Origin of the sequence: Bacteroides sp. D2 (genome assembly GCF_025147085.1) — a bacterium.
Classification (GTDB): Bacteria; Bacteroidota; Bacteroidia; order Bacteroidales; family Bacteroidaceae; genus Bacteroides.
In genome coordinates this window covers 1,565,430-1,588,101 of sequence record NZ_CP102261.1, presented here as the reverse complement: position 1 = coordinate 1,588,101, position 22,672 = coordinate 1,565,430, and the positions used below count along the sequence as shown (strand labels likewise).

Annotated in this window: 12 protein-coding genes; 3 read left to right on the top strand and 9 right to left on the bottom strand. The window is 40.2% G+C overall.

Annotated features, from left to right (window positions below; genetic code table 11):
- Nucleotides 1-10: 10 nt before the first annotated feature.
- A complete protein-coding gene (locus tag NQ505_RS05475) occupies nucleotides 11-1,057 on the bottom strand; it encodes a glycoside hydrolase family 130 protein (protein ID WP_009001255.1) in 1,047 nt (348 codons plus the stop codon).
- A gap of 157 nt (nucleotides 1,058-1,214) precedes the next feature.
- Here NQ505_RS05475 and NQ505_RS05470 point away from each other — a divergent pair, with 157 nt between their 5' ends.
- Nucleotides 1,215-5,198, top strand: a complete 3,984-nt coding sequence (locus tag NQ505_RS05470; RefSeq protein WP_009001256.1) for a hybrid sensor histidine kinase/response regulator transcription factor — start codon at nucleotides 1,215-1,217, stop codon at nucleotides 5,196-5,198.
- A gap of 21 nt (nucleotides 5,199-5,219) precedes the next feature.
- Nucleotides 5,220-6,092 (top strand): endonuclease/exonuclease/phosphatase family protein, encoded by an 873-nt coding sequence (locus NQ505_RS05465; RefSeq protein ID WP_009001257.1) that lies wholly within the window; start codon nucleotides 5,220-5,222, stop codon nucleotides 6,090-6,092.
- Nucleotides 6,093-6,280: 188 nt separating this feature from the next.
- On the opposite strand, the gene NQ505_RS05460 is transcribed toward NQ505_RS05465, so the two are convergent.
- From NQ505_RS05460 to NQ505_RS05425, 8 genes are all read right to left on the bottom strand, one after another.
- Nucleotides 6,281-7,714 carry a sialate O-acetylesterase gene (locus tag NQ505_RS05460; RefSeq protein WP_032854056.1) on the bottom strand — a complete coding sequence of 478 codons (1,434 nt, stop codon included), beginning with the start codon at nucleotides 7,712-7,714 and terminating at the stop codon, nucleotides 6,281-6,283.
- A gap of 71 nt (nucleotides 7,715-7,785) precedes the next feature.
- Nucleotides 7,786-9,027, bottom strand: a complete 1,242-nt coding sequence (locus tag NQ505_RS05455) for a BACON domain-containing protein (protein ID WP_032854058.1) — start codon at nucleotides 9,025-9,027, stop codon at nucleotides 7,786-7,788.
- 17 nt (nucleotides 9,028-9,044) lie between these two features.
- A complete protein-coding gene (locus tag NQ505_RS05450; protein ID WP_009001260.1) occupies nucleotides 9,045-10,529 on the bottom strand; it encodes an alginate lyase family protein in 1,485 nt (494 codons plus the stop codon).
- A gap of 27 nt (nucleotides 10,530-10,556) precedes the next feature.
- On the bottom strand, nucleotides 10,557-10,868 hold the full coding sequence (rhaM, locus tag NQ505_RS05445; protein ID WP_009001261.1) for an L-rhamnose mutarotase: 312 nt from the start codon (nucleotides 10,866-10,868) through the stop codon (nucleotides 10,557-10,559).
- 46 nt (nucleotides 10,869-10,914) lie between these two features.
- The gene (locus tag NQ505_RS05440) at nucleotides 10,915-12,636 is read right to left on the bottom strand and encodes a RagB/SusD family nutrient uptake outer membrane protein (protein WP_009001262.1); all 1,722 of its coding nucleotides are present in this window, start codon (nucleotides 12,634-12,636) and stop codon (nucleotides 10,915-10,917) included.
- Nucleotides 12,637-12,647: 11 nt separating this feature from the next.
- The gene (locus NQ505_RS05435; RefSeq protein WP_009001263.1) at nucleotides 12,648-15,740 is read right to left on the bottom strand and encodes a SusC/RagA family TonB-linked outer membrane protein; all 3,093 of its coding nucleotides are present in this window, start codon (nucleotides 15,738-15,740) and stop codon (nucleotides 12,648-12,650) included.
- 24 nt (nucleotides 15,741-15,764) lie between these two features.
- The gene (locus NQ505_RS05430; protein WP_009001264.1) at nucleotides 15,765-17,015 is read right to left on the bottom strand and encodes an alginate lyase family protein; all 1,251 of its coding nucleotides are present in this window, start codon (nucleotides 17,013-17,015) and stop codon (nucleotides 15,765-15,767) included.
- A gap of 25 nt (nucleotides 17,016-17,040) precedes the next feature.
- A complete protein-coding gene (locus NQ505_RS05425; RefSeq protein WP_009001265.1) occupies nucleotides 17,041-18,240 on the bottom strand; it encodes a glycoside hydrolase family 88 protein in 1,200 nt (399 codons plus the stop codon).
- Nucleotides 18,241-18,572: 332 nt separating this feature from the next.
- Between NQ505_RS05425 and NQ505_RS05420 the strand changes: the two genes are divergently transcribed.
- Nucleotides 18,573-22,634 (top strand): two-component regulator propeller domain-containing protein, encoded by a 4,062-nt coding sequence (locus NQ505_RS05420; RefSeq protein WP_009001266.1) that lies wholly within the window; start codon nucleotides 18,573-18,575, stop codon nucleotides 22,632-22,634.
- The last annotated feature ends 38 nt before the right edge of the window (nucleotides 22,635-22,672 follow it).

Sequence of the window (22,672 nt, the reverse complement as noted above, 5' to 3'; positions counted from 1 at the left end):
CTTATTTATATTACGACTTTAATGAACGGAGAATCTCTGCAATAGACAACTCCGCCCCACAGATTACTTCATCACTGGCACCATAATAAAGCCTTATCTTATCTCCCTCTACCAAATGTCCGTTGGTGAAAACTACATTCCCGAAAAATCCGGTTTGTTCGTAAGGAGCAACAGGCTCCATGATAGGTTCTTTACTTCGGGCAATTACCTTTGAAGGATCATTTAAATCAAGTAGAAGAGCTCCCAGACAATAACGGTTTTGATAGTCCGCACCATGATAAATTTCCAACCACCCTTCCTCTGTACAAATAGGTGCCGCTCCTGCACCCACGCGGGCACAGTCCCAACTATCAGGACGGGTAGTTGCAATGCAACAGTGGTTGCCCCAATGCAGTCGGTCGAGTGATTCGGCAAGCCAAATATAGTTGCCACCCAACTCTGGGCTACTCGGACGATGCAGTGCAAGATATTTTCCGTTCACTTTCTCTTCAAACAGCGCGCAATCTTTATTATGAGGAGGGAAAATCATGCCATAACGAGTATAGTTTTTCCAGTCATAAGTATGAATCAGCCCTACACCAACAGCTACAGAAGAGACTTCCGTAAACGTAAGATAATAACCATCGGCAGTAGTGGCCACCCGGCAATCTTCAATGCCAAAAGCCTCTAATGCTCCTTTACCAAAAATAGGAGGATAATCCGGCTCTTCCTTGAAGTGAATTCCGTCTTCACTCGACACCAGTCGGAGATAAGACATGGTAGTCAGATAATTCTGCCCTGCATATCCTATCACACGAGGATCAGAAGCATCCAGTTTCGGGTCATTCTCATCGAAAGAGAGCACTTCTATTTTTCCATCTTTATTATATACGGGAAAACTAATAACTCCCTGTTTCTGCACAGGCCGTTCGGCCACTCGCAGTAATAACCAAATTTTTCCGTCGAAACGGAACACGCCGGGATTCAGGAAACAGGTGATTTCCATACCTTCTATTCCTGGTTGTAAGTCGGAGGGTTTCAACAATGGGTTTTGATGAAATCGTTTTGCAATATCCATTTTCAGATTATTAAATATGTGTTTTTTTTTATTTCTGGTGACAAAGCTACCCTGCACAACAACGTAAAAGGTGTACTATATTCTCAAAAGGGTATACAGGTGTTGTACAGCATATTTTTATCTTTGTTTTCTTATTTTTCCTCTCTATCTTTGCGACATGATTCTACGAAAACACTCATATTTCCGCTACATCTGCATCCTTATTTATTCATGCCTGATGCCTGTTTTATTACATTCCCAGAATGTAGTGAAACAGATTTCGAATGCAGACGGGTTATCCAATAATTCAGTGAATTGTTTTCTGGAAGATTCGGAACATACTCTCTGGGTAGGAACATGGGACGGGCTGAATGCCTACAACGGACGTAGCTTTAAAACCTATTCTTATAATAAAAAAAATGCAGGATCTATCAGTAATAATGTAATCTGGCAAATTATCGAGCAAAATGACTCTGTCTTGTGGGTATCTACCGACTATGGTGTCAACCGGTGGAAACGTTCCACACAGCAATTTACTCCTTATTATTTAGGTACGCAGAACAATCCGCCCAAACAAGAGAAATCATTCCTGCTGGGTATCACTTCCGGCAAATACATTATCTGCTATGTGAAGGAACAAGGTTTATTCTATTTTGACGACCGGAAACAGGACTTTGTTCCATTGAAGAATAATCTTCCTGATGACATCAAAAATTTCGTTATTGATTCCAAAGACCAAGTATTCTTCCTCACAGGACATGGACAATTATTACATTATCAACTATCTGTCCATAGCTCTAATCCCGAACTCTCGTTCAAAAAAGAAATCAAACAACCTGCTTCCATTTCCGGCATTTATCTTTCTCAAGATTATCTTATCATTAACGATGACCGGGCATTAACTGTTTCTTTGGACAACCGCATACTGAATAGCATAGATATTCCAGAAAATAAAACGGTTTCGCAAGTTATCTGCCACAAAGAGTATCTTCTCATCAGCTTTATCGAAGGGGGATGTATCAGGTATAATCTGGAAGATAATGCTTCAATGGAATTACCTCAATTACCAGCGAAAGCATCCATTTTCACCATCTACATCGGTTCGCAGAATATACTCTGGGTAGGCACCGACGGGCAAGGAGTATTGGAAGTCTATGAACACAGTTCTCCATTCCACACCGTAAAAACTGATTATCCCGTACGTTGTTTTTGCGAAGAAGATAATGGTAATATACTCGTGGGAACCAAAGGAGAAGGAATTCTGCTGCTTGACAAACAGGAACGGCAGGTCGAACCTTATCTGTCAATCGGCAACGGATTGATTTCCAATTCTGTCTATACTATCCGAAAAAATATGTCCGGAGACATATTTATCGGAACCGAGGGAACGGGCATCAATTATATTCCACTTAATAGCAGTCAGGTAAAGAAGTTAAGCATTCCTGCTGAATATCCGACTTTCAAAGCTGTATACAGCATTCTGTTCACTCATAACGACTCACTATTATGGTTGGGCACTTCCGGCTATGGACTTATCAAACTAACCTTGCAAAGGGAAGGAAAAAGTTATAAAGTGACAGAAATGAAACAATATAAATCTCCCGGACCTTCCTCACCAAGTAATAACATCATTTATTCGGTCATTGCCGGGTATAATGAAAATGAACTTTGGCTAGGCACACGAGGTGGCGGAATCAATAAGTTCGATATCGCATCCGAATGCTTCCAACAAATTCATGAGATAGACTCTACTTTATCCCTAACCAACAATGATATACTCTATCTGACCAAAGGAGATTCTGCCAGCATTTGGATAGGCACCAGTTACGGCCTCAATCGATTATTTCCGGCAGACATTCCGCCATCTATTATGGAATATACGGATCACAACGGACTACCCAACAATACGATTCACGGTATTCTGAAAGATGAAAACGGTAATATCTGGGCAAGTACCAATCAAGGTATCTCTTTTATTAATCTATCTTCGGGAAAGATTACTAACTATTCTTCCAGAAACGGATTACAAAATGATGAATTTTCCGATGGAGCGATTTTTAAGGATAAAGCAGGATGGTTGTATTTCGGAGGAGTCAGTGGGCTGAATTATTTCGATGAGAACAAAATACGTTTACGGGACCATATTGCTACTCTAAGTTTGAATAGTCTAAAAATTAATAATACCAGCCAAAACATTTACGAGCGTATTTTTAATCATACGCTCCGGCTCGACTATGACGAACCTTACATTACATTAGGGTTCACAGCACACGACTTTATCAACAACGAGAACTGCGAATTTAGTTATCGGATTATTGACTTCGCCGATGAATGGATTTACAACGAAAACAACCCCAATATCGTCATCACCAAACTTCCTCCGGGGAAATATAAACTGGAAGTAAAATGTACCAATGGTGACCGTGTATGGAGCAATCAGATCTACTCTCTTCATCTGGATGTCGCCTATCCTTGGTGGCTAAGTACTACTTCCTTTATTATCTATTTTATTTTAATTGCTATTGCTATTTATATAACACAGTCTGTCATCAAGAATCGTATCCGACTGAATCGCCAGATTTTACTAGAACATATTGAAAAGCAAAATCAACAACGTATTCATGAATCGAAGTTGAACTTCTTTACGAACGTGGCACATGAGTTCTTCACTCCGCTAACACTGATATATGGTCCGGCACAGCATCTGCTGGAAAAAGCAGACCTTGACAGTTATACGAAAAGGTATATCTACATCATCAAGAACAATGCCGACCGGATGCAGAAACTCATCAACGAACTAATGGAGTTTCGGAAAGCAGAATCGGGACATACGGCTATCTATGCAGAGAAAGTAGATATCCAGCTACTCGTTGATTATGTGTCAGACAACTATACTGAAATTGCTGAAGAGAATAAAATAGACTTTAGTTTCAAAAGTAAAGAAGTGTCGTCTTTTACTACAGACCGGAATGCACTGGAGAAAATTATATTCAACTTATTATCTAACGCCTTCAAGTATACACCGTCCGGAGGATATATCCGGGCTGAAATAAGACAGAATGCCACTACCGGAACATTACATTTCCGTATACGCAACTCTGGTAAGGGATTGACTGAAAAGCAAACGAGCGAAATATTCAGTCGCTTTAAGATTTTCGAGAGCAGTAACCTGAAGCACGCCGGAAGTACCGGAGTGGGTCTGAACCTAACCAAAAGCCTGACTGAATTATTAGGTGGAGAAATCACTATAGAAAGTACTTTGGGAGAATATGTAGAATTCAATGTATCCCTGCCTCCTATGCACATGAATTCCGAAAAAGAAAGTCAGCCTACAGAAGAAGAGACAGAGATCAGTGAAATGCTTTTCATTCCTAAGCAGAAAGAAATTACCATACTGATTGTAGAAGACGAAAAGAATATCCGGGAACTGTTGAAAGATATTCTGCTTCCCTACTATCAGGTTCGCGAAGCTGCCGATGGAGAAGAGGCGCTGAAAGAAGTAGAACAAAAGCAACCGGACATCATTATCAGTGATGTATTAATGCCCAAACTAGATGGCATTACACTGACAGATATATTGAAGTCTAATGAACGGACAGCGCATATTCCGGTTATTCATATTTCTGCCAAAAACTCTATTGAAGACCAGATCAATGCCTATAATCACGGAACAGATTTGTATATCCCTAAACCTTTCCATCCAAGACATGTGTTGAGTGCGGTAGAGAATATGATTAATAAATACTCTCTGATGAAAGAGTATTTCAAATCCGGCCGTTCCTCTCTTATTGTAAGGGATGGGATCACCATGCACAAAGAGGATGAATTATTACTGAACAAGATTATCAAGTTCATTGAAGATAATATCGACGATGAATCCATGAATCCGGATTCTCTTGCAGACTTTATAGGAGTAAGTAAAGCAGGATTGTACCGCAAACTCAAAGAATTGACTGAAAAAACACCAAGCGAGTTTGTCCGTACCATTCGTTTAGAGTATGCCGCTAGCCTGCTAAAAACAACTAAGCTCACCGTCACCGAAATTATGTATAAATCAGGCTTCTCGAACAAGTCTTATTTCTACCGGGAGTTTGCGAAATTGTACAATACATCTCCCAAAGAATACAGAAGCGAACAAACAGAAGAAAAAGATACTAAATAACCATTTAACAATAAAAAGACAATGAGAAAACTTTTGATTGTATTGACGCTCTGTGGTGTGTCAATACTGAATGCGCAGCAACTAAATGTAGCCTCCTACAACGTACGAAACAGTAATCCCAACGATGCCAAAGCGGGAAATGGCTGGGAACAACGCTGCCCGGTACTTACCCAGTTAATCACTTTCCATGACTTCGATATTTTTGGAGCACAGGAAGTGAAACATAATCAACTGGAAGACATGCTCAACGCTCTGCCTGCGTACAACTACATAGGTGTAGGACGGGATGACGGCAAGACAAAAGGAGAATATGCTCCTATTTTCTATCGGAAAGATAAATTCAAGCTACTCAAGTCCGGCAACTTCTGGTTGTCGGAAGACACTACAAAGCCAAATAAAGGATGGGATGCTGCTTATACCCGCATCTGCACGTGGGGAGAATTCAAAGACAAAACCGGTAAGTTCAAATTCTGGTTCTTTAATCTGCACATGGATCATATCGGAGTGGTAGCCCGCCGAGAAAGTGCCAAACTGGTTATTAGCAAAATTAAGGAAATGTGCGGCAAAGATCCCGTTATACTGACAGGTGATTTCAATGTAGACCAAACCAGTGAAAGTTATCAGGTTCTTCATGAATCCGGAATATTATCAGATTCTTACGAGGTAGCTCAAATGAGATATGCGACTAATGGGACATGTACAGGCTGGAATCCGAATACATATACTCCGAACCGTATTGACCATATCTTCGTAACCCCCAATTTTACTGTAGAGAAATACGGTGTATTAACAGATACTTATCGCACCAAGAACGAAACTACTGGAAAGTATGAATCTCATATTCCTTCGGATCATTTCCCGGTAAAGGCAGTATTAAGGTTTAATAGAAAGTAAAAAACTGTATTATGATAATATTATTCAGGATAATATCAAACTTATTTCTTATGGGCTATCATAAAGAAAATATTATCAATTATCCTGAATATATTTTCTGAAAGTAATCACTTTTCGGAACAGCATACAAAAGAAATTGATTGCTGACTCTAAGCATTAAGTTGTATATCCAATACAAAACATCTTCTTTATTTCACATCATCCCACGCATCCGTCCGAAAAGGAAATGCAGCCAATCCAAAAGTATTACGCAGTAAGACATTTCCTACATAGTTACGAAAAGCATACCGCACAGCTATCGGTTGATTGACTTGTTCACTCCAAACTCTCACTGTGGGTGTACGATCTACAATTTGTGCTTGAGCCGGATAAAATTTCTTATCAGCTCCTGCAATCTCAAATCCTTCCAAGTTACAGAATGCCGGCGTTAATCCGGCAGAAGCATTATCAAAAGTGACAATTGCCTTACCCTCTAAGTAATCGACTTTCGTCATCGTCGGCCCAGTAGGTGGAAGTCTACAAATGTTATATGTTTTAGTTAAAGCCAGAGTAGCCAAACGAAGCCCTACTATGTCTTTTTGAGGTGGATGAATACAAAACTCATCACCAATGTCGGTAGTAGAAACCATACCGGAATTGGGTATCGCTTCAAGAGCTTTTGTCTGCGCTTCTCTTAATAAAGCTGCATCCGTATCCTGACTATCTTTATACTTATGAGGAGCAATCTGGACATAATAAAAAGGCATATCCGGTGCTTCCCAAACCTCTCTCCATAACTGAACCATAGCAGTCATCATCGGAGCATAACAGTAATAGTTGAAGATATTCGACTCCCCTTGATACCAAAGGAAACCACGTGCGGTAAAGTTCCTCACAGGCCACAACATGGTATCGTACATGCACTCCAAGCGATGATGCATTTTTAATTTCGAACTTCTGACAGCCTCTATGTCTACTCCATCAATAGAAGCTAATGTTTTCTCATTCATCCATGATTCTATCCGGGAACCTCCCCAGCTACTAATAACCAGCCCTACCGGAATATCGAGCACTTCTGTGACTTGTTTTGCAAAGAAATAAGCAACCGCACTACAAGTCATGACCGCTTCCGGTGCCGATACCTCCCATTTTCTCCCTTCAAAATCAGTTCGTTGCTGTACATCTTTCGTTCTTGAAACAGCAATAAAGCGGATACGGTTACGATAATTACCAGCATGCAGAATTGTCTCCAATGAACGATCAATAGGCTGTCCCGTATTTCCCATCATACGCATATCCATATTAGATTGACCGGAACAAATCCAAACCTCCCCTATCAATATATCTGAAAGGATAACCTCCTCTCCATCACTAATTGTAATGAAATAAGGAGTATAGCTTGCCCCAGGAGTATTCACCTTAACCAACCAGGCTCCGTTCTTATCCGTTAGTACCTGATAAGTCTGATTATTCCAGGAGGTAGTAACAGTAACTTTCTTATTATCCGCCCATCCCCACAGTTTAACGCTACTATTTTGCTGGAGTATCATATGATCTCCCATCATAGCAGGTAATTTAATCTTTCCCTGTATAAAAGATGAAAAACAGAAGCATAAAATCAAAATACTTAGAAGCTTTTTCATATTGTTCATATAAAGTTTGGCCCAGGATTACATTAAAATTGTACCCCTGGGCCAAGATTCGTTCATATCCGTTAATTCATTACCAAACTCATATCGTCAAGGAACGGCTGTTGATTTCCATTTCTTCTCCAAACAATATATACATCTGTCTTATCAGCAGGCATAGTGAAAGTATAAGAAACTTTCTTATGCTCATCAGAACTGCTTAAAACGCCATCGGAAGCCGCAACAAATCCAAAAGTAACTTCCGGAGCCAATGGATTGGATAATGTCGGTATGTCCGTTTCATTAATCACCGCACCAAGCCTGATATTTCCCGGCTGAGGCATTTCCGCCGCTGAAGGAGTCTTGAACCAGAAGGAAAATGTATAAGACTTGCCTGGAGTCAACCCTTTCACCTTTCTCCATAACCAGTCTAAAGAATTGGCAGTTTCGTTCTCACGCATACGTACGAATAAATAAGATGATCCGGTATGAGATATAGGCGAGTTTGCAGCAACCCGGACGGCAGTGGCACTTGCTCCGAATTTACCAATCCCCTGACTATCCGATCCACCCCATTCTCCAAGAGCCGGCCAATATTTGTTGGTAGTAATTCTCTCAAAGCTGTAATCTTCTTCAGGAGTATCCAATAAGTTCACTCCCCCCATTGCTTCAGTTTGCTGAACAATATCTACACTTTTAGTGATACCCTGAGCAGTAATAGTAACCTTTCCTTCCCGGATCACATCACCCCCATTCTTTTCCACTACAAAATTCAAGGTTCCATCCTCCAAGCCCGCGGTTTCGCTGGTAAAACTAATCCACTCTACATCGGTTGAAGCCTCCCAACCGACATTACAAACGAAAGATATAGAGTTTCTTCCACCCTCAAAATCCAGTTTGATAGGACTTTTGGTAGTGATGCTTAACTGTGGCGTAGAAGTATCTCTATATTTCTGATGAATATTCAATCTTTTTTCCAATTCACCGGCCACTATCTTAATCACACCCATTCTGTCCACCCCTTCATCATTTTTAGTAACCTTTGCATTTATGGTAGCACTCTGACTGCCTGCCTTAGCATCCAAAGTAATCCAAGCGGCATCTGTTGATACCTGCCAGTCCAAATTACAAAGGAATTCTATCGGTATAGTTCCCCCATAAGTGCTAAGAGCTTCAATATCTTCCGTTATGATATAAAGAGTCGGTTTGTTCTGTATTTCATCATCATCGTCACATGATTGCAAAACTCCGGCAGACACTCCGAATAGCCCGATGCCTATCATTATCATAAATGACTTTATCCAATGGTCTGAAATATATTTTCTCATAATCTATCGCTTTTGAATTATTCATTAATTTCTGCTGAAAGAAGCCGGGTATATCCCAATAAGTCCATATATGACGACTCTCTGTTGAATGTACCCGAGTTTATCAATTGCCTGATAGGTTCGCTATCCGGATAATATCGCAACCCCATTTCATACATACCCGGATTATCACCGGCTTTTGTCATACGTTCCGTTTCACCACAATAATATCCTGACTTTATACATGAATCCATAGACCGGTAGAAATCACTGTAATACTCAAAACAGTAACGTAAATTCTCTCCGGTCGGAGCTGTATACGCAAACAAATCCAACCCGTTATTATAGCACATACGAGCAGTTGTAGACAATAATGTGAGTGTGAGATGCGTATATTGCAATCCCTTTAATGGCCCTGTGTCGTGACGGTAACGATCATAAATTTCCCCCTTCACAGGAGGAGCCGAACCTGCTTTTTCTCTTGAGCACGGAGTATCGCCATCCATCAATATACAGCCGCTTAACAGTTCTTTTACATCCCTTGGGTTTGCAGGAGAATCAATAGCGAACTGAACCAATTCATCATCATCTGTAACCAGTCCGAGCATCAGTATTCCCATTGAATGGGCTACAAGATGATTCTGGTAATATTGCTTATTAAAGTAATCGTTATCTTCCCACAAATTGATACTAATCATCCCTTCCTTATATAGCACCTGGAACCAATCTGTTATATTCTTCTTTGTCTCATCACTCATGATATTCTCCGAAATCAGCATATCATAAGCACAAACCATTGGATACATACCTCTGGTAAGATACATCGCACTGCCCGCATCAGCCACATAACTAATGTCTTTACACGCTTTCGCCCAAGCCTCTATTATTTCAATTGATTTCCGGGCATATTTTTTATCCCCTGTAAACCAGTATGCCAAAGCCAGATCGCGGGAGTTTGATCCGGGAACATAACTCTCTTCAATAAACTTTGTAGGATCTTGTCCCGTATAAGGAGTCGCCGTATAAGTCAGTGCATTGTTACAGCGCTTCATCAGATTGTTGTAGGTCGTTGTTATACTTGCCGAACTGTTGCCTTCAACCATTTGTTTTATATTCAACAATTCCTCTTTGGTATAAAGGATAGAAGGATGTTTATGTTCTATATCAATCGTTTTTATAGATTGTCTGATTTCTATTATCTTTATGTTACCTCCACAAGTAATAGAGAGCTTTCCCGTACGATCCCCTCCAGATGTATTTTTCTCTATATGAATCTTTATAATTGCATTGCCGCTACCCTCTGTCAGCCCCCCAAATGTTATCCACGACACATCTGATGAAATTGTCCAGTTATCATAGCAAATGAACTTAATCAGTTCTTCCCCGCCACCATATCCAATACTAACGGCATCATCTGAAACTAAAGCTATTTCCGTATTCTTCGCGTTATCATTACACGCCATAAGCATCTGTGTTAACAACAGCAAAGTCAGGATGATCGAATGTTTATATTCTAATTTCATATTATTTTCGTTTAATAGTTAATGTTCTTATTCCATATAAAAAACTTCTTCCAATGGAATACTGACAGGTGAATTATCCGGATTAACTGCCATGATATCCGCCATATAGTCCCACCATTTTTTCACGATTTCATTATCGCCCATATCTTGCGAGCCTGCCCCATCATTCTTCTGCACAGCATACAACACATTCGTTTCCTTATCCCAGAATATAGAATAATCGGACACTCCGTTCGACTTCAAAAGCTTTACCAGTTCAGGCCATATTTCGCTATGCCGCTTTTGATATTCTTTTTCAAAACCGGGTTTCAGATACATTTTAAAAGCTTCTCTTTTCATTGTTTACCTCCATTTATTTACTAAGTACATACGAAAAACGGACAGGTTACCATCCCGGATTATTAGGTTTCAGAGCCGGATTCCGCTGAATTTCTTCACTTGGGATCGGCCACAGATAATCTCTTTCCGTAAACTTACGGGTAAAGCGAATCTCTCCGGTAAAGTCTTTCTCCTGACGATTATTCAGATATTGCGCAGCCACCCCCCAACGTCTTAAATCACTGAAACGGTGTCCTTCACCAACAAGTTCCACGGCCCGTTCATGCATAATACGCTCGAACATATCCTCTTTATCTGAAACCTGTAACCAGGCCGGTCCACTATTTAATGCCGGCATATTCGTTGACTGTCTTTTTCTTACCTTATTCAGTTCAGCGACAGCCTCGTCCAATTGGTTATCTTCATTATAAGCTTCAGCCAGCATCAATAACACATCTGCAAAACGAATGATAGGGAAGTTGATAGGAGTGTGATTACGATTGGTGATGGCACCACCCATATCTTCAATCGGAACAAACTTCCGGTAGAAATACACATTCCATCCTCTGTCATTCTGAATAAAACCATTGGCCACCGTAGTACCCGCCGCAATCGCATACAATTGCTTTTTAGCCCCTGTTCCCACTATATAACCATTATAATAAGAGTAAGGAACAATCAATGATTGCATCATTCTCGGATCTCTCCCTCTGTAAATCTCACCTAATAAAGTGGTATCAGGGATTGTTTCCAATTTCTGTTTGGTCGAATTCAAGGTTGCCTGAAACGCTTTTTTCTTCACAGCATCACTTTCATTATATCCGGGAATATAATTATTCCAGTTAAACTTCTGTCCATCCTTCTCTTCATACATATCCGCCAAAGTTACCGACGGCATACAAGTAGCACGACCACCGCCATAAGAGCCGCGTGTTCCATACAAAGTACAAAGCGGCATACCATACAAATTGTCAGTAGTACCTTTATTTTGAATGGCAAATACTGTTTCATTATCATTAGGAACCGGTCCTGCCGAAGTGAACAAAGTCAGATAATCCGGATACAATTGATAACCATACTGATTGGTTTTGTTATATACAATTTCCTCAAAATCGGCAATCGCTTCAGACCAATTCTTTGTATAAAGATATGCTTTTCCACGTAATGCATAAGCCGCTCCCTTTGTCGCCCTTCCATAGTCGGAGACCGCCCATTTGAGAGGAAGGTTTGCAATAGCAAAAGTCAGATCTTTAATAATGAAATTCCAAACTTCCTCTCTTGAATTACGAGGCAGCAACATTTCATTGAAAGATTCGGAGACTTCCCAACTCTCATCATAGATAGGTACTCCGCCAAAAAAATCAGCTAAATGGAAATAATACAAAGCCCGCAGAAAATGAGCTTCTCCCAAGACGTTATTTTTCACCTGGTCGTCAATTGACATACCCGATACATTCTTAATAACGGTATTGGCACGCTGCACACCATCATAAGTGTCCCGCCAATTTTGCACCAGGAAATCATACGCACCGTTATATGTGCCCTGTTCAACAGGTCCGCCCGGTCCGTGACCTATATCCGAGTAAGTGTCGAAAAGAGGCATATAGCCATAAGCACCATAATCCTTCAGTTGGGCATATACCCCCATAACTCCCGATTTGGCATCGGCTTCCGTTTTCCAATAGTTATTTTGAGCGACCTTATCATACGGAGCCACATCCAGATCATAACAGCTGCTGAATCCCAGTGTCACGGCAACCGCTACCATAATATAATTGACTGTTTTCATAATCGTATTTTTTAAAAGACTACATTCACACCTACCGTTATCTGCTTCATCGTCGGATAAGTTGTACCACTTATCTCCGGATCAATCCCTTTATAGGAAGTAAAAGTTAGCATATTCTCCAAACTTGTGTATAGTCGAAGTTGGGATATATCCAGCTTTTGAAGAAGTTTCTTAGGAATCTTGTACCCTATCTGAACATTCTTTAATCGCAAATATGACTTATTCTGAACCCAAAAATCACTCGGCTGGGCATTTAACGTATTCAACCCGGTCAGTAATCTGGGATAAGTGGCATTTGTACGCCCTTCCCGCCAGGCACCTTCGGCTATTTCTTTGTTGATTACATCTCCATAATTAATATATCCCATATAGAATTTATCTTGCCAATATACCTGCAAACCGGCATTTCCCTGGAACAAACAAGAGAAGTCGAATCCATTCCATTCTGCCCCTAAGGAGAAGCCATACGTCAGACGGGGAGCAAGTCCATGCCCTACTGCATATTTATCATTATCGTCGATAACACCATCACCATTCAAATCTTTGTATAAAAAATCACCTTTCTTCGGAGTTCCATAAGAAGCAAACGGGTTAACACGTTGCCCGGTGGTAGGATCGAGCGGTGCGTCTTTAATCATCTTTTCAACAAACAACATGTCTTCGTCCGTTTGAAGAATCCGGTCTACCGCCAATACATATTGAATATTGATAGGATAGCCTTCTTGAATCATGTTCGTCCCCGAAATCGACCTTTCCTCTCCTTTAAACCGCGTTACTTCATTGTCTATGAAAGTAAAATTACCACCCACAAAATAGTTTACTTTACCAATCCTATGATTCCACTTCAGATTCATTTCCACACCTCTATTCCGCACTCTTGCTGCATTTTGAGTAGGGATGGACGCATTACCAACAAGCAATGGTGCTGGTAAATCGATAAGAATATCATGCGTATCTTTATTAAAAAGTTCTATTGTTCCATCCAGCTTTGAACCAAAAAGACTGAAGTCTAGTCCGATATTGGTGACATAGGTCGTTTCCCATGAAACCATTGCATTAGCCAGCTGTATCTGTGCCAATCCCGACACAACAGAGTTTCCTAAAACATAATTATCTTTATTGTACACAGACTGGTATTCATAATTATCTACCGCATTATTACCCAATGCACCCCATGAGAGCCTCAACTTCAACATATCCAGCCATTTAATTGACTTCATAAAGTTCTCTTCCGACATACGCCATCCCAAGGAGAAAGAAGGGAACGTCCCCCATCGATGATCCTTATGGAAGCGGGAAGAACCGTCCCGGCGAATATTCCCTTCAAACAGATATTTGTCCGCCCATGACAGGTTTATTCGTCCGAAATAAGAACGCATCACCCAGTCTGTTGCAGCCCCACTTGTTTCAGAATCTCCGGTAGCACCATTAATGACAGACAAATTATCTGCAAGAAGATCATATCTCTTCGCCTCAAACCATTTTACATTATCCTTTTCCTGACTAGCTCCCGCCAATATACCTACATCCAACTTATCAAAAAATGTCTTCTGATAACGAGCTACCACATCAGCTACGTGATGCGTATTAGTCCAATTCTTATTCCTTACAAACGTTCTACCGGCTGCCATCTGGGTTATTGTGTTAGATTGAAAATTCCAACGGTCAGCATAAACCGGAGTCTCTTCCTCTTGCGAATTATTACGGCGATACGTGTAAGATGCTTCTATATTTAAACCTTTGAAAACCTTTATATTCGTCCAAAAGCGGGAGGTGAAGTTATTAACTTCAATATCTCCTTGATACATATTCAGATGATAGAGAGGACTTTGCACTTGCTGATTCTCTTCCGGATTCTCGGCAGATCCATACCTGCCATCCGGATGCCGGTAGACAATACCGGGGCTGGAGATGTTACTAAAAAGCGAACTCATGTATTTGGAACCCATCTCGGCATTTGATTTCAGACCGCTAATATTCATCCCCATTGTAATCCAAGGCTTTAGTTCGGCATTCACATTCAAACGGGCAGTAAATCTTTCATAAGCCGAATTCTCCACAATACCCGGATTGTTCAGATAAGCTACAGATCCAAATGCTTTCAGTTTCTGGTTTCCGACAGAGAATGATAAATTATGATTAGTAGACACCCCTGTTGAAAAAACTTCATCCTCCCACTTTGTATTCGGATACAAGTAGGGTTCATTGGGGTGAACTCTCCATTCCGCTATTTTCCGTTCCGAATATACCGGCATTGCTGTCGGGTCAACATTATAAGCCGCTTCGTTATAATACTCCATATAATCGGCATAGTTGTATACAGTTTCAATTGTATTCGAAGGTTTCTGGAAAGAAACATACCCATTATAGGAAATCGACGCTTTGCCTTCCGAGCCTTTCTTGGTCGTTATCAAGATAACCCCATTGGCGGCTCTTGAACCATAGATAGCAGAAGATGACGCATCTTTCAGTACAGAAACAGATTCTACATCCTGTGGGTTAACCTCATTTATATTTCCTTCTGCTCCATCAATAATAATCAATGGCGAAGAATTATTCAGAGTTCCCTGTCCCCTGATAAGCAGGGTGGCTCCATCGTTATTAGGACGGGCTGATCCCTGATTGACATACAGTCCCGAACTTAATCCTGCCAATCCGGTTGAAAGACTGGTCATCGGGCGGCTTTCAGCCTGTTCAGTCAGGTTCACCGTAGATACCGAACCTGTCAGATTCACTTTTTTCTGGGTGGCGTATCCTACTACCACCACTTCTTCCAGTGTTTTCCCATCCTCAACCAGAGTAATAGTCGCTCCATTAGCCTTTGATGCAATCATTTCCTGAGAAGCATATCCCATATAAGAAATGACAAGTATATCTTTTGCCTGAACATTGACAGAAAACCGCCCCTCTATATTAGTGATAGTCCCCGTTTGCTTCCCTTTTACCTGAACGGTAGCTCCAATCAGGGGCTCATTGTTCACATCTACGACTTTACCGCTTATATTTAACGGATCTTGAGCCCACAGATCTCCTATCGGGATCATGAGCATGAACATAATCACATATAATGAATATATTCCTTTACTGATGTTTCTCTGTTTCATAGATATTAATTATTAAAGATTATTTTATTCAATACAGCGTCCATGAGTCAAAACCACCGGACCTAACAAATGCAGGTTATGAGCCGTACGATCATTGGTACGCAAAACTTCATTAAAGACTTTCTCCTCCGGATAACGGGCATGCCCTACCTCCCACAGTGTAAATACTGATTGATCGTTGTAGTTAATCCAAGAGTCTTCACCTGTATAGAATCCTCCCTTGATAGAAGCATCTTTAGTGATATAAAAATCAGCATAGAAGAGTAAAGGCAATTTAATACTCTCACCGGTAGGAGCTACATAATGATGAAGATCCAGCCCGTTCAAACGTCCCATTTCTGCTGCTATCATTAGCAAATTAGTCGATAATCCTGCATACTGTAAGGCTCTGTTCGGCTTCGTAGTCTGTCCGTAATGAGTCAATGCAAAATGCCTGTAACGATCCATTATCTCTCCATCTTGTGTTGGCCATGAGCCGGGTTCACCACAGTAAGGCGGTTGTCCTTTCATCAAAATGATACCCTCAATTACCTTCTTTATATTATGTGGATTTGTTTCTCCGTCATATACATAATTCACCAGCTCATTATCACGCAAAATAATACCAATAGACATCAACCCCACAACTTCCGCAACTATATGATTCTGAAAATATTGTTTTCCAAAGTAGTCATTCTCCACCCAGCGTTTCACGCCTTCTTCTATATGAGGAAGCAATATTCGGAGCCATGCCTCAAATTGTATCTGCTTACTTTTTTCTATCAAGTTATCCGCGCAAAGCAAATCATAGGCATAAAGGAACGCAAATACGCCACGTGAAACCAACATACCGGTATTAGGATAGAATTTATCCGGATCGAAATAAGTGCCCGGAGCATTTTTAGGAGAAGACCACTCATTGATTATTTCAATGGCTTTGTGCGCATAGCGTTTATCTTTAGTGATCTGATAGCCAATTGCCAAATCTCTTGCAGCCGACCCGTCACGTATAGCAGCTTTGTAGAAAGACATACTGGCATCTCCCCGATACACATTCGGTTTCCATTTCTTGTCTGCATAACCGTCTATTTCACCTTTCAGTTTTTTCCAAGCTGTTTTCCAAGGCTCAATATCCGAAAGAGCATTTCCCCGCATCAACTCAATGTCCGTACCCGACAGAATCAGGCGGGGATGTCCCGCTTTAATTCTAACCGATTGGTTCTGAGAAAGTGACTTGCCTGCGATGAGAACCATCAAAAACAGTAACAATGATACCTTCATCAACTTGTTTTTCATATAGTAATGATTTTAGTTAGTAACTCTATTCTTTCAAGTGCATGGCTCTATACCTCATTAATGCTTCTACAAAATAATAATCTGCATAAGTCAGAGGTACATCCACTTCGCTATTCTGCGGCAAAAAGCCTACACTGTGTTTAAGTATGAAATTACAGTTTTCTCCCGGCTTTGCCAGATACTCGTCCGAAGCCAGTGTTCTAAGCTGTGTTTCGGCAACAGCGATATATCCTTGTCCGGTTACCTTGTCTACATAACCCGACAGTTCCAGTAAAGCAGAAGCCATAATGGCAGCGGCTGAAGCATCTCTCAAGGCATCCGGAACTTTTGGATCGTCAAAGTCCCAATAAGGAATCTTGTCCTGAGGCATCTTCGGATGATTAAGAAGGAAGCCGGCAATATGCTTTGCCTGTTCCAGATAACGTGGTTGTTTCGTTTCCCGATACATCATAGTATATCCATACAATGCCCAAGACTGCCCCCTGCTCCATACTGATTCGTCACTATACCCTTGCCATGTACATTTCTGAAGTGCATTGCCGCTGATTGTATCATAATTCACCACGTGATAACAACTATAATCCGGTCTGAAATGATTCTCCATTGTTTTGTCAGCATGAGAAATTGCCATATCATAGAAACGTTTATCACCCGAGAACTCCGTTGCTCGACAAAGTAATTCAAGGTTCATCATATTGTCAATGATTACAGGAAACTGCCAATGCAAAGTGCCCGGATGACTCCATGAACGTGTGCATCCTACAGCAGAACGGTAACGTGTAGATAATGATCGGGCTGTAGTAGTGACTATATCCATGCAGGAAGTATCACCCAATAGCCGGTATTTATTTCCGAAAGAACAGTTTATCATAAAACCGACATCATGGTTATCTTTATTATACTTCTGGATCTCGACTCTATCACTCATCTTGGAAGCCATCTCCTTGAGCTGCTCATCTCCAGTATATTCATACAAATTCCAAAGAGTCCCGGGATAAAAGCCACTCGTCCAGAAATAAGAATCCGAGGTTGCAAGCGCGCCATTTTTATCTATCGAACGGGGTAACATTTCCGGGATAGAATCCATAACAGAATACATATGCTTATATTGTTCTACCGCCCGGTTCAAGGCATAATCGACCATGTGTTCCATAGAAGGTTCCAAGGTTGTCGTACATCCTGATACCATCAATGAGAGCAGACATATTGCCACATAATTTTTCATATTTTCTTTGCTTATAATTTGAGATATATTAAAAATTTAAAGATCCATCCAAAGGTTTTCTCCTGATAGCAAGAGCAAAAGTAGGAGATTACAGGAAGCAGCATTGGATAAAAAAGTTCCAAAGGTTCTATAATTTTGTTCATATCCCTATTACAAACCGTTTTTTGTTTCATTATCTCAAAAAATAACGATACATTTGTAATTATCGAACCTGCTATCAGATATAAGATATATAATAATAGTCCCCCATTATATGAATCCCTAAGACTAATACCAAAACTAAATATAGGAAGTTCCGAAAACAATAGAAACTTAATTAACGCTTTTAATATATGCCTGAACATAACAGACTAGTCGCTATTATATTTATGCTGGTTTCATGCGTCTCATCCATCGCTGGATTCGAGACGATAAACTTCCAGCATTTATCACTCAATTCCATGTTTCCCCAGATTACGATTAACGGACTTTATCAGGATGAATCGGGTATCTTATGGATTGGAACTAAAGACGGTGTGAAGAAATATAATGGAAATTATATCGAATCTGTCAACTTCATGGGAATAAACAACTGGATACAGTCCAACCTTGTTCCGACAATCTGTGGGGATAAGAAAGGCCACTTATATGTCAATACGGATTACAGCATCATTGAATATGACCTGATAAAAGAGGAAAGCCGTATCATATTCAGCCAGCCCAACACACAGATATTGCCGTCCATTGCCTTCAATTATGGTACCAACTCATTATGGATCGGTTTATTGGATAGTGTCTATAATTATAAAGAAGGTATATGTCAGGCCAAATACAAAATTGATGGCAACAACCTAAGTATCTCATCGCTGAAAGAAACGTCCGGCAAATTATTATATATCGGCACCAAACATGACGGGGTATTTACCATTGATCCATCAGGCAGGCAACAGAAAGTACTGACTACCCGCAGTGAAATTATATCGATAAACGAAGATAGCCGGAAGAACATCTGGGTGAGCACCCTGAATGAAGGATTATTCAAACTAACTCCATCGGGCGACGTTATCCAATATACGGAGCCTACCTTAGCCAGCAATTATGTAAGAACAGTATGTGAAGACAACAACGGAAATATCTGGATAGGAACCATGTTGGGATTGAATGTCATCAACTCGCAAACAGGTGATATCAGTTTTTATGGTCTGGAAAAAGAGGGTAGTGCGGGACTAAGCAACCTCTCTGTCTGGATTATCATGAAAGACGATCAAGGCACAATGTGGTTCGGTACCTACTATGGAGGGTTGGATTACTACAATCCGCATACTGACATCTTTGAATATAATAATCTGAAACTGGGACATGCCGGTATCGGACCCGTAATCAGCAAAATTATAGAAGACAAGACAGGACGGATATGGATCAGTACAGAAGGAGACGGGTTGGTATCCTACCTACCCGAAACAGATGCATATACATACTATACGAAAGAGAACAACACAATATCCCACAACAATATCAAGACCTTATATTATGATGATACATCCAGTACAATATGGATCGGGACTCATCTCGGCGGACTTTGCAGTTACTCGATTGACAGAAAAGAATTCAAACATTTCACAATCGATCCATCCGACCATACAAAACGGTCGGAAATCGTTCAGGCTATCATCCGTCACAAAAATATCTTATATCTGGGCACGCTTTCGGGAGTATATTATATGAATCTGGAAGATGGCAGCATTCAAAAGATACATCTTCTCGACAAATACATCTATGCTGTAAACTCATTGATGATAGACAAGCAGGACAACTTGTGGATTGGAGGGAATAACCTGTGCTATTACAGTATCAAACAGAATTATGTACGCAGTCTTGACAAATATCTTGCTAAAATCACCGCTTCTTCCAAGAATACCATTACGTCTCTTATTCAAGATAATAGCAATCGCATCATAGCCACCACATTAGGCGCAGGTATTCTTATTTATCATCCTACTCAAGATAGGCTCGAACAGATAAACAGCAAAAACAGCAATCTCGACAGTGATTATCTAAGCGCCGTTTATCCTCTGTCCGATCATCAGCTTTTGGTCACCAGTGCAAACGGCTTATCCCATATCGATCTCAAAACAAAAAGAAGCTATAATTATAAGTCACAAAACAAATTCGTCTTACCGTCAATGATTCCGGGTGACATAATGAAAAGCAGTGATAACCGTATCATCATGGGAGGAATAAACGGCCTTGCCATGATTTCTGAAAAGAATTTGTTTCCGGAAAGTCTATCCACTAAAATGTTCTTCTCCAAACTATTTGTTAATAATAAAGAAGTGTCGGCAAATGATTCTTCCCGAATATTACCTCGTTCTCTTTTTGCAACAGACTGCATCAGGTTGAAGCATCATGAGAATAATATATCTGTCGAAATCGGAACCAACGACTTCGTAAATCTCGGACAATCCAGATATCAGTATAAACTGGATGGCTATAACAATAGCTGGATTGAATTTCATCCCCAAAAATCAATCAACTACATGAACTTACCTTATGGAGACTATAAGCTAAAAGTAAGAAATATTTCTTTTAAAGATGAAGCCGAACTTAATGAAATCAGTCTGGGGATCACGATTATCCCTCCTGTTTATGCCACCTGGTACGCTTATCTATTATATACGTTGCTAATACTAGCCATCATTATCAGCATTGCCTATTTCTACCGTTCCAAGCTATTGTTAAGAAATTCACTGGAACTTGAAAGGCGGGATAAACTGCAAAAAGACGCGATAAATGAATCCAAAATGCGTTTCCTTGAAAATATATCACATGAGTTAAAAACACCGATCGCATTAATATCCGGACAACTGGAACTTATTCTTATGTCAAATTACTCATTGGCTACTATCCAGAACAGCTTGCGTGAGGTACATAACAGGGCTGCCAAAATGGGTGCTTTAATCAATGAACTACTCGACTTCCTGAAATATAACAAAGAAAATTTCACGTTAAGAATCAAACAGCAAGATATCGTTTTATTCACACAGGAAATATATGATTCTTTCGTTAGCTATGCCGAACTAAAGAATATTCATTTCAATTTTGTGTTCGACCAAAAGAGCCAATACACGTGGTTTGATGAAGTACAACTACAAAAGGTTTTCAATAACATTCTATCGAATGCTTTCAAATTCACTCCGGAAAATGGAACAGTCGAGATTAAAATAACGACTTCTGCGTCTTCCGTAATTATAACATTCAATGATTCCGGCATTGGGATACCCAAAGACATGACAGAACGAATCTTTGAACGTTTCTTTCAGGTAAACAACTCTGTAAACAGAGAACTATCCAACACCGGAACAGGGATAGGCTTATCACTGTCACTCAATATTGTAAAGGCACATCATGGACAAATAACGGTTGAAAGTGAAGTAGGAAAAGGTAGTTCATTCATTGTCGAATTACCAATCGGTAATGAGTACTTTAAAGAAGATAAAAACATCACCATCATAGAGAATCAAAGGAACACAGGGATAATCAATAGCCCGATTAGTATAGAGAATGAAGAAGAGAGCTTGGAAAACCTGGAAGATTTCATCATACAGCAGAAAAAGGATTTCGATCATTCATCGACTTTACTTATCGTTGAGGATGACGATGAATTGAGGAAATTACTCATAGAGATATTTGAACCCATCTTTGAAATCTATGAAGCAAAGAATGGCGAAGATGCATTCAAAATCGCACAGCTCAATTCACCGGATCTTATTTTATCAGATGTGATGATGCCCGGCATCTCCGGTATAAATCTATGTGCAAGGATAAAGTCTCATTTTGACACCAGCCATATTCCGGTCATTCTGCTCACTGCACTTAGTAGTGTGGAACATAATATTAAAGGACTCAATTGTGGAGCCGATGATTATATCACCAAACCATTTAATATCAGAATTCTAATCGCTAAATGCATTAACCTACTAAATAACAGACGAAAATTACAGGAACGATACAAAACTTTAGAAAACAATAGTGCAGAGCAACTGACCAACAATAAGCTCGACCAAGATTTCATCGATCATATAATAAGAATTGTACAAACCAAGTTGGAAGAAGGAAACGGAGATATTAACGTCACCCTGTTATGTTCAGAATTAGGACTAAGCCGGACAAAGCTATTCCTGAAAATGAAAAAGATAACAGGGGAATCTCCTCATTATTTTATTCAAAATATAAAACTGAAAACTGCTGCAAAAATGCTTCGGGAGAATGAAGAATACAACATTAGTGATATCAGTTTCCAACTGGGTTTCAGTTCATTAAACTATTTTGGAAAAAGCTTTAAAGAGTATTTCGGAATGTCTCCTACTGCTTATCGTAAGTTTCACCAGGAACAAAAAGAGAATCACTCAATATAGTAATATGGATGCGTGCAAGATACTTTTGTCTTGCACGC

What these genes read in the sequence shown, in the direction of transcription:
- NQ505_RS05440 (WP_009001262.1), bottom strand. Translation starts at nt 12,636, where the DNA reads ATGAAAACAGTCAATTATATTATGGTAGCGGTTGCCGTGACACTGGGA.
- NQ505_RS05465 (WP_009001257.1), top strand. Translation starts at nt 5,220, where the DNA reads ATGAGAAAACTTTTGATTGTATTGACGCTCTGTGGTGTGTCAATACTG.
- NQ505_RS05430 (WP_009001264.1), bottom strand. Translation starts at nt 17,015, where the DNA reads ATGAAAAACAAGTTGATGAAGGTATCATTGTTACTGTTTTTGATGGTT.
- rhaM (WP_009001261.1), bottom strand. Translation starts at nt 10,868, where the DNA reads ATGAAAAGAGAAGCTTTTAAAATGTATCTGAAACCCGGTTTTGAAAAA.
- NQ505_RS05435 (WP_009001263.1), bottom strand. Translation starts at nt 15,740, where the DNA reads ATGAAACAGAGAAACATCAGTAAAGGAATATATTCATTATATGTGATT.
- NQ505_RS05425 (WP_009001265.1), bottom strand. Translation starts at nt 18,240, where the DNA reads ATGAAAAATTATGTGGCAATATGTCTGCTCTCATTGATGGTATCAGGA.
- NQ505_RS05460 (WP_032854056.1), bottom strand. Translation starts at nt 7,714, where the DNA reads ATGAAAAAGCTTCTAAGTATTTTGATTTTATGCTTCTGTTTTTCATCT.
- NQ505_RS05475 (WP_009001255.1), bottom strand. Translation starts at nt 1,057, where the DNA reads ATGGATATTGCAAAACGATTTCATCAAAACCCATTGTTGAAACCCTCC.
- NQ505_RS05450 (WP_009001260.1), bottom strand. Translation starts at nt 10,529, where the DNA reads ATGAAATTAGAATATAAACATTCGATCATCCTGACTTTGCTGTTGTTA.
- NQ505_RS05470 (WP_009001256.1), top strand. Translation starts at nt 1,215, where the DNA reads ATGATTCTACGAAAACACTCATATTTCCGCTACATCTGCATCCTTATT.
- NQ505_RS05420 (WP_009001266.1), top strand. Translation starts at nt 18,573, where the DNA reads ATGCCTGAACATAACAGACTAGTCGCTATTATATTTATGCTGGTTTCA.
- NQ505_RS05455 (WP_032854058.1), bottom strand. Translation starts at nt 9,027, where the DNA reads ATGAGAAAATATATTTCAGACCATTGGATAAAGTCATTTATGATAATG.